General features: G+C 39.3%; 13 protein-coding genes. 8 read left to right on the top strand and 5 right to left on the bottom strand.

The window, feature by feature from the left end; all coding sequences use genetic code 11:
• Window positions 1–2 precede the first annotated feature (2 nt).
• Entirely contained in the window at window positions 3–797 is a 795-nt protein-coding gene (locus tag ACFS5O_RS16240; protein WP_205726006.1) for an inositol monophosphatase family protein, read from the top strand.
• A gap of 26 nt (window positions 798–823) precedes the next feature.
• Here ACFS5O_RS16240 and ACFS5O_RS16235 read toward each other — a convergent pair whose 3' ends face one another.
• Window positions 824–994 (bottom strand): DUF5325 family protein, encoded by a 171-nt coding sequence (locus tag ACFS5O_RS16235; RefSeq protein WP_318300201.1) that lies wholly within the window; start codon window positions 992–994, stop codon window positions 824–826.
• A gap of 152 nt (window positions 995–1,146) precedes the next feature.
• Here ACFS5O_RS16235 and typA point away from each other — a divergent pair, with 152 nt between their 5' ends.
• The 3 genes from typA to ACFS5O_RS16220 all read left to right on the top strand — a co-directional run bounded on the left by typA (window position 1,147) and on the right by ACFS5O_RS16220 (window position 3,639).
• Window positions 1,147–2,982 (top strand): translational GTPase TypA, encoded by a 1,836-nt coding sequence (gene typA / locus ACFS5O_RS16230; protein WP_205726007.1) that lies wholly within the window; start codon window positions 1,147–1,149, stop codon window positions 2,980–2,982.
• Window positions 2,983–3,066: 84 nt separating this feature from the next.
• Entirely contained in the window at window positions 3,067–3,345 is a 279-nt protein-coding gene (locus tag ACFS5O_RS16225; protein ID WP_228116289.1) for a YlaH-like family protein, read from the top strand.
• A gap of 15 nt (window positions 3,346–3,360) precedes the next feature.
• Window positions 3,361–3,639, top strand: coding sequence for a hypothetical protein (locus ACFS5O_RS16220; RefSeq protein ID WP_205726008.1), 279 nt, complete (start codon window positions 3,361–3,363; stop codon window positions 3,637–3,639).
• On the opposite strand, the gene ACFS5O_RS16215 is transcribed toward ACFS5O_RS16220, so the two are convergent.
• The 3 genes from ACFS5O_RS16215 to ACFS5O_RS16205 all read right to left on the bottom strand — a co-directional run bounded on the left by ACFS5O_RS16215 (window position 3,640) and on the right by ACFS5O_RS16205 (window position 5,213).
• A complete protein-coding gene (locus tag ACFS5O_RS16215; protein ID WP_205726009.1) occupies window positions 3,640–4,086 on the bottom strand; it encodes a hypothetical protein in 447 nt (148 codons plus the stop codon).
• Window positions 4,076–4,276: a YlaI family protein gene (locus ACFS5O_RS16210; protein ID WP_082861351.1), complete on the bottom strand. Its 201-nt coding sequence runs from the start codon at window positions 4,274–4,276 to the stop codon at window positions 4,076–4,078. Before ACFS5O_RS16210 ends, ACFS5O_RS16215 begins: the two co-directional genes overlap by 11 nt.
• Window positions 4,277–4,583: 307 nt before the next feature.
• Window positions 4,584–5,213: a YhcN/YlaJ family sporulation lipoprotein gene (locus ACFS5O_RS16205; RefSeq protein WP_205726010.1), complete on the bottom strand. Its 630-nt coding sequence runs from the start codon at window positions 5,211–5,213 to the stop codon at window positions 4,584–4,586.
• 142 nt (window positions 5,214–5,355) lie between these two features.
• Between ACFS5O_RS16205 and ACFS5O_RS16200 the strand changes: the two genes are divergently transcribed.
• Window positions 5,356–6,690 carry a PhoH family protein gene (locus tag ACFS5O_RS16200; RefSeq protein ID WP_205726011.1) on the top strand — a complete coding sequence of 445 codons (1,335 nt, stop codon included), beginning with the start codon at window positions 5,356–5,358 and terminating at the stop codon, window positions 6,688–6,690.
• A 60-nt stretch (window positions 6,691–6,750) separates the two neighbouring features.
• On the opposite strand, the gene ACFS5O_RS16195 is transcribed toward ACFS5O_RS16200, so the two are convergent.
• Complete coding sequence (locus ACFS5O_RS16195; protein ID WP_205726012.1) at window positions 6,751–7,254, bottom strand: peptidyl-prolyl cis-trans isomerase; 504 nt, start codon at window positions 7,252–7,254, stop codon at window positions 6,751–6,753.
• A gap of 143 nt (window positions 7,255–7,397) precedes the next feature.
• On the opposite strand from ACFS5O_RS16195, the gene ACFS5O_RS16190 reads away from it, so the two are divergent.
• From ACFS5O_RS16190 to pyc, 3 genes are all read left to right on the top strand, one after another.
• Complete coding sequence (locus ACFS5O_RS16190; RefSeq protein WP_370630111.1) at window positions 7,398–7,667, top strand: Fpa/YlaN family protein; 270 nt, start codon at window positions 7,398–7,400, stop codon at window positions 7,665–7,667.
• Window positions 7,668–7,956: 289 nt separating this feature from the next.
• The gene (gene ftsW, locus ACFS5O_RS16185) at window positions 7,957–9,114 is read left to right on the top strand and encodes a putative lipid II flippase FtsW (protein ID WP_205726013.1); all 1,158 of its coding nucleotides are present in this window, start codon (window positions 7,957–7,959) and stop codon (window positions 9,112–9,114) included.
• 22 nt (window positions 9,115–9,136) lie between these two features.
• Window positions 9,137–12,580 (top strand): pyruvate carboxylase, encoded by a 3,444-nt coding sequence (pyc, locus tag ACFS5O_RS16180; RefSeq protein ID WP_205726014.1) that lies wholly within the window; start codon window positions 9,137–9,139, stop codon window positions 12,578–12,580.
• Window positions 12,581–12,598: the final 18 nt, after the last annotated feature.

Raw genomic sequence — 12,598 nt, 5'->3', positions numbered from 1 at the left:
ACATGACGAACGAAGAATTGATGAGTATTGAGAAACATTTGAAGACATGGACACTTGAATCCGCACAGCTCTTAAAAGATTCTTTTCAGAACACGTTAACGATTACATATAAATCACATATCGCAGATCTTGTCACCGATATGGATAAGAGTATTGAAAAATTCTTTATAACGAAAATCCAACAAACTTTTCCAGATCATAAAGTGCTTGGAGAAGAAGGCTATGGAGATGAGATTAAAGGGAACTCCAAAGGTGTAATATGGATTATCGATCCGATCGATGGCACGACAAACTTTATTCATCAACAAGCTAACTTTGCGATCTCAGTTGGAATTTATGAAGATGGTATTGGGAAATTAGGACTGATTTATGATGTGGAGGGAAGTAACCTTTATTTTGCTAAAGAAGGTGAAGGCGCTTATTTAAATGGTAAGAAATTACCGAGATTAGAGGAAGTGACATTATCTGAATCTGTGGTAGGAGTTAATGCTACGTGGGTTAGTCCGAACAGACGCATCAATCATGAGCATGTACAGCAGATCATCAGAAAATCCAGAGGGAGTCGATCATATGGATCAGCTGCGATCGAACTCGCTTATGTTGCATCCGGTAGACTAGACGCTTATATGACTCTGCGACTTTCACCGTGGGATTTTGCGGCGGGTTTGATCCTTTTGAATGAGGTCGGTGCTATTGTAAGCCGAACGGACGGTGAACCTGTTCAACTTCTCGAACAAAATAGCATTCTGGCAGCAAAGCCTGGATTGCATAAAGAAATGTTAGAGCACTTAATATAAAACACAGAAAAAAGGAGAACGTTCGATTATGAACGTTCTCTTTGCTTCTTTTTAAGAGTAAAACCATATCCCATAAGTAAAAATACAGAAACGATCGATATTAGAAAGATCAACCAGCTTTTTTCACCAATTGCTATACCTATGCCGCATATGGCGAATGCCGTTAATAGAGCTATAAAAAAGAAAATGATATTCATGATGACCTCCAAAGCCAAAAACTTGTCTATACTGTATTAAGTGTACCGAATTTACATAAAAAGAAAAAGCCTTTCTGTAAATTTGTGATATAATAGTCGAGTTGAACAAAAAATGATAAGAAAAAGAGATAGGATATAAGGAGAGAATACATTTGAATAGAAGAGATGATTTACGCAATATAGCAATTATCGCCCACGTTGACCATGGTAAAACGACATTGGTGGACAAATTGTTACATCAGTCAGGAACTTTCCGTGACAACGAACAAGTTAATGAACGTGCTATGGATTCCAATGCTCTAGAACGCGAGCGCGGAATTACAATCCTAGCTAAAAATACAGCAATTAACTATAACGAGAAACGCATTAATATCATGGACACTCCAGGACACGCCGATTTCGGTGGTGAAGTAGAACGTATCATGAAAATGGTTGATGGTGTTCTACTTGTTGTAGATGCATATGAAGGTTGTATGCCGCAAACGCGTTTCGTTTTGAAAAAAGCGCTAGAGCAAAAGTTAACACCAATCGTAGTTGTAAACAAAATTGACCGTGATTTTGCACGCCCTGAAGAAGTAGTAGATGAAGTGATCGATCTATTCATCGAACTAGGTGCTGAAGAAGATCAATTAGAATTCCCTGTTGTTTATGCATCTGCACTTAAAGGGACTGCTTCAATGGACCCAAGCAAGCAAGATGAAGATATGACAGCTCTACTTGATACGATCATTGAAACAATTCCAGCACCGGAAGATAACAGTGCTGAGCCACTTCAGTTCCAAGTTACAATGCTAGATTACAACGACTATCTTGGCCGTATCGGAATTGGTCGTGTATTCCGTGGAACAATTAAAGTAGGTCAAGCTGTTTCACTAATGAAGCTTGATGGATCCGTGAAAAAGTTCCGTGTTACAAAACTTTTTGGTTTCTTAGGCCTAAAGCGTATTGAAATTAACGAAGCAAAAGCGGGAGACCTTATCGCTGTATCTGGAATGGAAGAAATCAACGTTGGAGAAACAGTGTGCCCTGAAGGTCAAGAAGAAGCACTTCCTGTTCTTCGTATCGATGAGCCAACTTTGAAGATGACGTTCTTAGTTAACAACTCACCGTTCGCTGGTCGTGAAGGTAAATATGTAACGAGCCGTAAAATTGAAGAGCGTTTGATGTCTGAGCTTGAAACAGACGTAAGTCTTCGTGTTGAAAACACGGATTCTCCAGATGTTTGGACAGTGTCTGGTCGTGGAGAGCTTCATCTTTCAATCTTGATTGAAAATCTTCGCCGTGAAGGATTTGAGCTTCAAGTATCAAAACCTGAAGTAATCGTTCGTGAAATCGATGGCGTAAAATGTGAGCCAGTAGAACATGTTCAAATTGACATTCCTGAAGAGTACACAGGTGCGATCATGGAATCTTTAGGAGACCGTAAAGGTGAAATGAAGAACATGGTGAACAATGGTTCTGGGCAAGTGCGTCTTGAATTCATGGTACCTGCTCGTGGTTTGATCGGTTACACAACTGAGTTCTTAACACAAACACGTGGTTACGGGATCTTAAACCACACGTTCGACAGCTATCAGCCGATGGTCGCTGGAAACGTTGGTGGACGTCGCCAAGGTGTACTCGTTTCAATGGAAAACGGGAAAGCTTCTCAATACGGAATCATGGGTGTTGAAGACCGTGGTACGATCTTCGTTGAGCCAGGAACAGAAGTATACATGGGTATGATCGTTGGGGAACATACTCGTGAGAATGACATTACAGTTAACATCGTTAAAGTCAAGCAGATGACTAACATGCGTTCTGCGAACAAAGACCAAACAGTAAGCATGAAGAAGCCTCGTATCATGTCACTAGAAGAAGCATTAGAATACTTGAACGATGACGAGTATTGCGAAGTAACACCTGAAAGCATCCGTCTTCGTAAAAAAGTGCTTGATAAGAACGAGCGTGAAAGAGTAGAAAAGAAAAAGAAACTTGCTCAAGGCTAAACATATTTCTTAACAAAACGATCGGGAGTGGGAATCGTGGAGGAACAAGAAATCATGAAAGCGACAGGGGAAGATTCGTCCTCCATGGCATTGCTGCTAGGGATTGAGAACGACCCCGTCAGAGCTTTTCTGCTGTTATATCTCATCATAACAGTGTTAAGCATCATTGTTTTTAAGTTAGGATTTGCAAAGAAACTACCGCCGTTAAAAGCGGTAGTAATCTATTTGTTTTTGATTATCGGATGTTTGCCACTAGCATTTTTCGGCATTGGACTGCCAGTTGCTGAAGGTTTGATGGTAGCCGCACTCATCTTGATCATTTACAAAGTCCGACTTCATCAGAGTAAGAAAGAAAAAGGCTGATAGGGGGGGGCTTATATGCAGCTTGTTGACGCTCTATCCAATTGGTTGAGCATTAGGAAAGTACATGAAAAAAGACCCCATGACCTAGCAGCTAAGGAGACTTTTGAATTTTTCACTGAGATTCTTACTGAAGATCATCACGTGAACATCGTTGCTGTAACAATTTCAGGTCCTTATTATGAGGTAAAATATGAAGTGAACGGCACAGAAAGCTCGGAAAAGTTTTTTATAGACAGTATTGATGCTTTATACGAAGGAATTCAAAGTGAACCAAGATTTAACGAGGAGTGCTGATTAATCAGTACTCCTTTTTTTGTTAAGTTGAGCTACGAAATATGCAATGATAATCGCGAAGAGTATGTGGCCGAGTAACCAAAGTAAGAATGGTAACGTTAATGAGTCTGAAAAAGGCTTTTCCACAGCTAAGTAGTAAAGAGGGAAAAAGGTGATCGACATGACTCCATTGATGGCTAAAGAGATCTGGTAAGGGTGATTATAGATTTTGCAAAGTATATCTACAACTGCGATAAGGATAATCGCAATGATAATATGAAGAAAGAACTGAAAGGGTTCATTATAGATAATGGAATCAGGAAGAGGCAGAAAATCGATATTTAATAAAAATGTGTAAAGTTTCATCCCAAATAATAGTTCTAGCATGTAAAAAAAACAAGCCAGCAGAACGCCGGCGATGGTACCAAATAAAATCCATGAAATAATCCTTTTGTTATTACCAATCATTGTTAGTATCCGGACTTCGGTACAATGTAAAATTACCGGTAGCTTCACGCTCCGCAGTTTTTCGCGTTATGCGTTCTCTGCAAGATTCGCACATAAACGTGTGTATAGGACGGTTTCTTAATTTTTTTGCAAGGGAGCATTCATTTTCAATAACTTCAATATTATCGCATAATACGCATTTTACACGCAATGTTTTTCACCTCTTTCAATTAGTATACCATAAAGAAATTGGAAAATTAAACGAACGACGCTTAGGCTTTGAGTAGATAGCTAATTTTCAGGTGAACAAAATAAACGGATTGTCTTTCGATAGCGAACACACATCCTTTTATAGGAGGTGATTTGTATTTTATCCGAAGAAAGCTCCCTTATTTACGTGTAATTCAAAATAATTACGAGCATAAAATATTTTATCCGATTTTCGACAAAACCTCTGTGTTAACGTATAAAAAAGACTCATGAGCTAAGGCGTCATGAGTCTTTTCCATTCTAAAAAATCACGTTTCATTTAATCGTTGAGGCTGATTCTTATCTGATTTTTCTTGTTTTTGCTGTTGATTTTTTAGCTCTTGTTGTTCTCTTTTTGATAATTGGCTATCGTTCGTTTCCGTTGGAGAAGGCTTTTTGGTCTGAATGCTGTGAGGCACTTGTGGCATTAATCTTCCAACAATACCTGCTAGCTCTTTCATAATTCCGCCTATCGGATGGCCTTGACGAATTTGTTTACCCATCTGACGAAGTCTTTCTACTGTATCAGGGTCAGCTGTAACGAGAGCATTCTTCCCGTTAGGGTCATTCTTTAAGGATTCAGCAACCGAATATTTGATAGATCCTACTTTCGAATTATCTAGCTTGCGATCCACATCTATCCCCACGACAGCATATGGACCTAATACAACAGCTGTTGCATCTTCTACACCTGGAATACCAGTAGCTAATCCTACTAGGTGCCTTGATATCTCTTGAGAACCTTTTGGCTGGTGAGGTTTTTTACTGTTTGCGGTTTGGTTCACTTTTGTGAGCCTAGGAGTATTTTGGTCATTCTGAGCGTTATCTTTATTATTGTTCATGCAGCCAAAAAGTACGAATATGGCACTAAGGACGGCTATGATACGAAATATTTTCAATGAAATTCATCCTTCCAGTTCATTTTTCGTTATTTTTTGTACATTCTTCTAACTTTATTCCTTTGTACATACATTTTTAATAGGCAGTCCCTAAACACTTTGCATTTAATGATTTCAAGAACACATTAAGTCAGGAGGCTGAATGTTGAATAAACGATACGTCCTAGATACGAACGTACTGTTGCAGGACCCATACTCCATACAATCTTTTGGAGATAGTGAAGTAATTATTCCTGCAGTTGTGTTAGAAGAAGTCGATTCAAAAAAACGTTACATGGACGAAATTGGAAGAAACGCACGTGAGGTTTCTCGTCTGATCGATAGAGTCAGACAAAATGGACAGCTGCATAAAGGAGTTCCTCTTGAAAATGGTGGAACCCTTCGAGTCGAACTCAATCATAAATCCTTTAAAAGACTTCAAGAAACATTTGTGGAACAAACGAACGATAATCGAATACTCGCTGTAACCTTGAACCTTCAACAAGAAGAAGAAGAAAAGAAAAGTGGCATCAAAGTTATACTTGTCTCAAAAGATGTCCTCGTTCGAGTAAAAGCTGACGCGCTTGGTATTGAAGCAGAAGATTTTCTGAGCGATCGCGTAATAGATAAGAATGACCAAACGTATACAGGATACAAAGAAATATATGTACAAGGTGATCTGTTGAATAAATTTTACGAAAAAAATGAACTTCAATTGATCGAGTTGACGGGTCATTCTTTCCATCCTCATCAATTTGTAATTCTAAAAGATGTGTTCAGGTCATCTGTCTCTGCTCTTGGGAAAGTGGATGAACACGGTAAGACGCTAAAGCCTCTTCGGTACGATTCAGAACAGATATGGGGAATTCGAGCGAGAAATGTTCAGCAGAAGATGGCGTTTGAATTACTTCTACGCAAAGACTTGCCACTCGTGACTTTAATCGGTAAGGCAGGAACAGGAAAAACACTGATCACCCTCGCTGCAGCACTGCTTCAAACAGAAGACTTAAAAGATTATATAAAGCTCTTTATCGCTCGGCCAATTGTTCCGGTGGGAAAAGATATCGGATACTTACCAGGGGAAAAGGAAGAAAAATTAAAACCATGGATGCAACCAGTCTATGACAACTTAGAATATTTATTTAATACAAAAAAATCCGGTGAACTTGAAAAGATACTAGCTGGCATCGGTTCTATTCATGTTGAAGCCTTGACGTATATCAGAGGAAGAAGTCTGCCAGATCAGTTCATTATCATTGATGAAGCACAAAATTTAACGAAACATGAAGTGAAGACTATATTGACCCGTGTAGGAGAAGGTAGTAAGATCGTTCTCTTAGGAGATCCCCAACAGATCGATCATCCTTATCTTGATGAGTTTACGAACGGATTAACGTATGTGGTAGAGAAGTTTAAAGATCAAGCATTGAGTGGTCATGTTCGTTTAGAAAAAGGTGAACGTTCATCTCTGGCCCAGATTGCTGCGGATCTATTATAAATAGTGTGAAGAAGAATAAGTAAAAAAAGACAGCCCATGTATGAGCTGTCTAATTTTGAATTAGAGAATCGTTACGGCAGAAATGTGTTTGATCGGATTTTCTTTGTTACGACCATCGCCAAAATAGAAATGAACAGGACCGTCGTCTTTGAGTGGTTTTCCATTATTCGAAAAAGCAAAGTAGCCGTTTTGAGCTTCTTCAAGTGTGATCTCAACGCTACCGTCCCCTGACTCTATCCTCACTTTTTCTGCGTCAGGGTGCGGTTGTGCATTATAGATAAAATACGAAAGAGAAATAGCGAATGAACTTGTTAACAGTGTTTCTTTTAATGTGCTCTTAGAGCTTTGTTTTTTTTGTTCTGATGGAGGGACAGCACCTTCTTGTAATTCACGGTCCCAGTGTGCAGACACTTCTTTTAAGTATTTTTCTTGTTCGTTTTCCTTCGATTTATCTAAATCGAACAATGTGTGTAAATCCTCTTTTCTATCATCAAAAATCCATACACCTGGATCTAATGTAAGGGGATAGTTTACTTTTCCGTTTAATGCAACGATGAATTCCATATAAACCTCCTTGAATTTAAAAACGCTATGAAAAGCATAGCACGATTATAAGAATACTGTAATATGTTGATTTTTTTTATGCAAACCTTTATATTTAAAGGTAGAAATCGTGTCGAACGGAGGGATGATCATTGTCAGCTGAGATGGCAACTGGACATCGGGAAAGGGCATTTGAACTATTAAAAGCAGATGCAGACAAAATCCTGAAACTAATTGAAGTTCAAATGGAAAACTTAACAATGCCACAATGTCCCCTCTATGAGGAAGTATTGGATACGCAAATGTTTGGTTTATCCCGTGAAATAGATTTTGCAGTCCGTTTAAACCTGGTCGAAGAAGAGACAGGTAAGAAGTTATTAGAATCACTTGAAAAGCAGTTAACTGCTTTGCACGATGCCTCAATGAAAAAATGATCGACAACCAGTCCGAGAATAAAATTTGGACTGGATTTTTTTATATACATACAATTGCTTGCATTTTCTTGTGAGTTGCTGATCTCTTTTACAGGTTTCTGCTTTCCAAAGGGTCATTTACATTTATGAGAGGATGTTCATCAAAAAGCCGACATATCATTCGAAATACTATAAGAAGCAGGAGCTGTAGTGTTGTATCATAAATAAAAAAGGTTTATGTGTTACAATATCTAATAATTATAAAGATGCAGTTTTTAAGACTTCATAAGAGAGGAGAAAGGTGAACAACGTGAAAAAAGCAGTAAGACCCTATGACTATTCTTTGATAGTAGCCGTACTATTATTGTGCAGTGCTGGATTAGTCATGATCTACAGCGCGAGTATAGGGGTAACGATCAACAAATACGATTATAGCAGCAGCTTTTTCTTTACAAGACAACTAATCTTTCTTTTAGTTGGGATAGGACTCATGTATTTTACCATGAGGTTTAACGTTCAAATCTATAAAAAGCTAATGATGCCTATCGTCGTCTTTTCTATTCTTATTTTAATATTTGTATTATTGTTCGGACGAGAAGTGAACAACGCAAAAAGCTGGTTATACATAGGTCCGATCGGTATTCAGCCTGCTGAATTCATCAAGCTAACACTAGCCATCTACTTAGCAGCTATCTACTCTAAGAAACAAGGAAAAATGCAAGATTTCAAAAAAGGAGTCATTCCTCCGTTAACGATTTTCGCCATTATGTTCCTTTTAATCTTAAGGCAGCCGGACTTAGGGACAGGCATTATCGTTTCGGGAGTAGCCGGAGTTATTTTGTTTTGTTCGGGTATTAAATTCAAACATATTTTCTCTATGGCAGCATTTGCGGGTATCGTAGGATTAGGAATATTCCTTCGTTTGACACCTGAACAACTTTCCCGTTTTGATGCAGCATTTGCACCTTTTAAAGATCCTGCCGGTGATGGATATCAGCTTGTTAATGGCTATATCTCAATCGCTGCAGGTGGAATTACAGGATCAGGCTTAGGCGAGAGTATACAAAAATATGGGTTCCTTCCTGAACCACACACAGATTTTATCATTGCCATTATTGCAGAAGAGCTTGGTTTTATTGGAGTATTTTCAATAATCGCTTTGTTAGCGTATATCGTTTTAAAAGGATTCTGGATTGGCATGCAGAGTAATGATACATATTCAAGTTTATTAGCATTTGGTATTGCTGGAATGATTGGAATTCAAACAGTGGTCAACCTCGGTGCGGCAGTAGGGTTATTACCTATTACTGGTGTTCCGTTACCATTTATTTCTTACGGGGGCTCATCCCTTCTATTGTTTCTAACATCGATGGGGATTCTCATAAATATTTCTGCAAAAGTAAATCTGAACAAAAAAGTGCCTGATCGAAAGCCCGAAGTAAACAGAAAGATAAAAGCTATCATGTAACGGTAAAAGGAGAGGAACTTGTATGAGTAGAAAAATCAGCAAAGTCTTAGTAGCAAACCGAGGAGAAATTGCAATTCGAATTTTCAGAGCCTGTACCGAACTAGATATACGAACAGTAGCTATTTATTCAAAAGAAGATACGGGATCTTATCATCGTTATAAAGCTGATGAAGCCTATCTTGTAGGAGAGGGTAAGAAACCGATCGATGCTTATCTTGATATCGAAGGCATTATTGAGATCGCTAAGACGAATGGTGTTGACGCGATTCATCCAGGATACGGCTTTTTATCAGAAAACAAAGAATTTGCAGAACGTTGTGATGAAGAAGGAATTATTTTCATTGGTCCGAACCAAAAACACCTCGATGTTTTCGGAGATAAAGTCAAAGCTAGACAAGCTGCTATCGATGCCAACATCCCAGTTATTCCGGGTAGTGATGGACCTGTTAACAGTCTTTCAGAAGTGAGAGACTTTGCTCTGAGCAACGGTTTTCCTATCATTATCAAAGCTTCTATGGGTGGCGGCGGACGTGGAATGCGCATCGTGAGAAGTGAAAACTCCCTTGCGGAAAGTTATGACCGTGCAAAATCAGAAGCTAAAGCTGCGTTTGGTAAAGATGAAGTATATGTCGAAAAGTTTGTTGAGAACCCTAAACATATCGAAGTACAGATACTAGGAGATCATGAAGGCAATTTGGTACATTTATATGAACGCGACTGTTCTGTACAAAGAAGGCATCAGAAGGTAGTTGAAGTTGCACCAAGTGTTTCTCTATCTGAAGAGCTACGTCATGATATCTGTCAATCCGCTGTATCTTTGATGGAGCATGTAGGTTACATCAATGCAGGTACAGTTGAGTACCTAGTAACACCAGATGGCAAATTTTATTTCATTGAAGTGAATCCAAGGGTTCAGGTAGAGCACACGATTACGGAAATGGTCACTGGTATTGATATCGTTCAATCGCAGATTCTTATCGCAGAAGGATACCCGCTACACGGAAAAGAGATTGGTATTCCAAAGCAAGAAGATATCTATTGTCACGGCTATGCGATTCAATCCCGTGTAACTACAGAAGATCCTTCTAATCAGTTCATGCCTGATACGGGTAAGATTATGGCCTATCGTTCTGGTGGAGGCTTTGGCGTTCGTTTGGATGCTGGAAATGGATTTCAAGGTGCTATTATCACGCCTTTTTATGATTCTTTACTCGTTAAGGTGTCAACGTGGGCTTTATCTTATGAGCAAGCAGCTTCTAAAATGTTAAGAAACTTAAAAGAGTTTCGGATCCGTGGTATCAAAACAAACATTGCCTTCCTTGAGAACGTAGTCACACACGAAAAGTTCTTGTCAGGTGATTATGATACCTCTTTCATTGATACAAGCAGTGAACTCTTCGTTTTTCCAAAGCGTAAAGATAGAGGGACGAAGATGCTTTCGTATATTGGGGCGACAACCATCAATGGATTTCCAGGACTTAGTAAGCAGGACAAACCTAACTTTGCTAAACCAAGGATTCCGCAGATTAAACATTCTGAGCCGATTCCGAATGGGACGAAGCAATTGTTAGATGCTGAAGGGCCAGAAGCAGTATCTCGTTGGATAAAGGATCAAAAGAAACTACTTCTTACGGATACGACATTCCGCGACGGTCACCAATCATTATTAGCTACTCGCGTTCGTACGAATGATCTTCTTCATATTGCTGAGCCGACTGCAAGATTATGGCCAGAGATGTTCTCACTTGAGATGTGGGGTGGAGCCACATTTGATGTTTCTTATCGTTTCCTAAATGAAGATCCATGGGACCGCCTGATTAAGCTGAGAGAAAAGGCTCCGAATGTACTGTTCCAAATGTTACTGAGAGCTTCTAATGCGGTAGGGTACAAAAACTATCCAGATAATGTGGTTGAAGAATTCGTTAAAAAGTCAGCTATGGCAGGTATAGATGTCTTCCGTATCTTTGATAGCTTAAACTGGGTAGAAGGTATGAAAGTAGCAATTAGAGCGGTTCGTGAGACAGGAAAGATCGCTGAGGCTGCTATTTGCTATACAGGAGATATTTTAGATCCGAAACGAACAAAATATGATCTGAATTATTATGTGAATCTAGCAAAAGAGCTTGAAGCTGAAGGGGCACATATACTAGCGATTAAAGATATGGCTGGTCTTTTAAAACCACAAGCTGCTTACGATTTAGTATCAGCGCTCAAAGAATCCATTAATATTCCAATCCATCTTCATACGCATGACACGAGCGGAAACGGAATCTATACGTATGCTAAAGCGGCTGAAGCAGGTGTGGATATCGTAGATGTTGCTGTAAGTTCAATGGCAGGTCAGACATCACAGCCGAGTGCAAATTCCCTTTACTACGCGCTAGCAGGAAACGAAAGACAACCTGAAATGAACATTGACCATGTTAAAGACCTCTCTTCTTATTGGGAAGATATCAGGAAATATTATTCTGGGTTCGAAAGCAACTCAGCTGCACCAGACCCAGAAGTATATGAGCATGAGATGCCAGGCGGTCAGTTTAGTAATCTTCAACAACAAGCAAAGGCAGTCGGCCTTGGTGAACGTTGGGATGAAGTAAAACAGATGTATCGTAGAGTGAATGATATGTTTGGTGATGTGGTTAAAGTTACGCCATCTTCAAAAGTTGTAGGTGACATGGCTCTTTATATGGTTCAAAACAATTTAACCGAAGATGATGTATATGATCGAGGAGATTCTTTGGATTTCCCTGACTCTGTTGTAGAATTCTTTCAAGGGTACCTAGGACAGCCGTATGAAGGTTTTCCTAGAGCACTGCAGCGCATCATCTTAAAAGGAAGAGAACCTCTGTCAGTGAGGCCTGGAGAGCTTTTAGAGGCGGCTGATTTTAATGACATGAAGGAAACGTTATTCCACAAGATAAATCGTCAAGTAACTAGTTTTGATGTGCTGGCGTATGCCTTATATCCAAAGGTATTCTTAGATCGAGAGAAGATGTATTCCCAATTTGGAGATATCTCAGTTCTTGATACTCCAACGTTCTTTTATGGGATGAAGCTTGGAGAAGAGATTGAAGTAGAGATCGAGCAAGGTAAAACGTTAATCGTGAAACTCGTTTCAATCGGTGAGGCACAGAATGATGGATCAAGAGTTCTTTATTTTGAACTTAACGGTCAATCACGTGAAATCGTAGTTATCGACGAAAGTGCTAAAGTCACGGTATCTGCAAAGCAAAAGGTAGATCCTTCAAATCCTTCACAGATTGGTGCAAGTATGCCAGGAACTGTGATCAAAGTTCTAGTTGAAAAAGGGGAGAAGGTTAAAAAAGGTGACCACCTCATGATAACTGAGGCCATGAAGATGGAGACGACGGTTCAAGCTCCATTTGATGGAACCGTTAAAGAGATCTCTGTTCAAAACGGAGAGGGAATCGCTGCCGGCGATCTATTAATAGAGTTGATTAAGTAAAAATAAAACGGTCTTTTC

Origin of the sequence: Fictibacillus nanhaiensis (assembly GCF_042686385.1) — a bacterium.
Lineage (GTDB): Bacteria > Bacillota > Bacilli > Bacillales > Fictibacillaceae > Fictibacillus > Fictibacillus nanhaiensis.
The sequence above is the reverse complement of the archived record's forward strand: the minus strand, read 5'-3'. Positions and strand labels throughout refer to the sequence as shown.

Bases quoted from the DNA above. Each gene is read 5' to 3' on its own strand.
- ACFS5O_RS16225 (WP_228116289.1), top strand. From the start codon at position 3,067: ATGGCATTGCTGCTAGGGATTGAGAACGACCCCGTCAGAGCTTTTCTG.
- ACFS5O_RS16220 (WP_205726008.1), top strand. From the start codon at position 3,361: ATGCAGCTTGTTGACGCTCTATCCAATTGGTTGAGCATTAGGAAAGTA.
- ACFS5O_RS16215 (WP_205726009.1), bottom strand. From the start codon at position 4,086: ATGATTGGTAATAACAAAAGGATTATTTCATGGATTTTATTTGGTACC.
- pyc (WP_205726014.1), top strand. From the start codon at position 9,137: ATGAGTAGAAAAATCAGCAAAGTCTTAGTAGCAAACCGAGGAGAAATT.
- ACFS5O_RS16240 (WP_205726006.1), top strand. From the start codon at position 3: ATGACGAACGAAGAATTGATGAGTATTGAGAAACATTTGAAGACATGG.
- ACFS5O_RS16235 (WP_318300201.1), bottom strand. From the start codon at position 994: ATGAATATCATTTTCTTTTTTATAGCTCTATTAACGGCATTCGCCATA.
- ACFS5O_RS16190 (WP_370630111.1), top strand. From the start codon at position 7,398: ATGGCAACTGGACATCGGGAAAGGGCATTTGAACTATTAAAAGCAGAT.
- ACFS5O_RS16200 (WP_205726011.1), top strand. From the start codon at position 5,356: ATGTTGAATAAACGATACGTCCTAGATACGAACGTACTGTTGCAGGAC.
- ACFS5O_RS16195 (WP_205726012.1), bottom strand. From the start codon at position 7,254: ATGGAATTCATCGTTGCATTAAACGGAAAAGTAAACTATCCCCTTACA.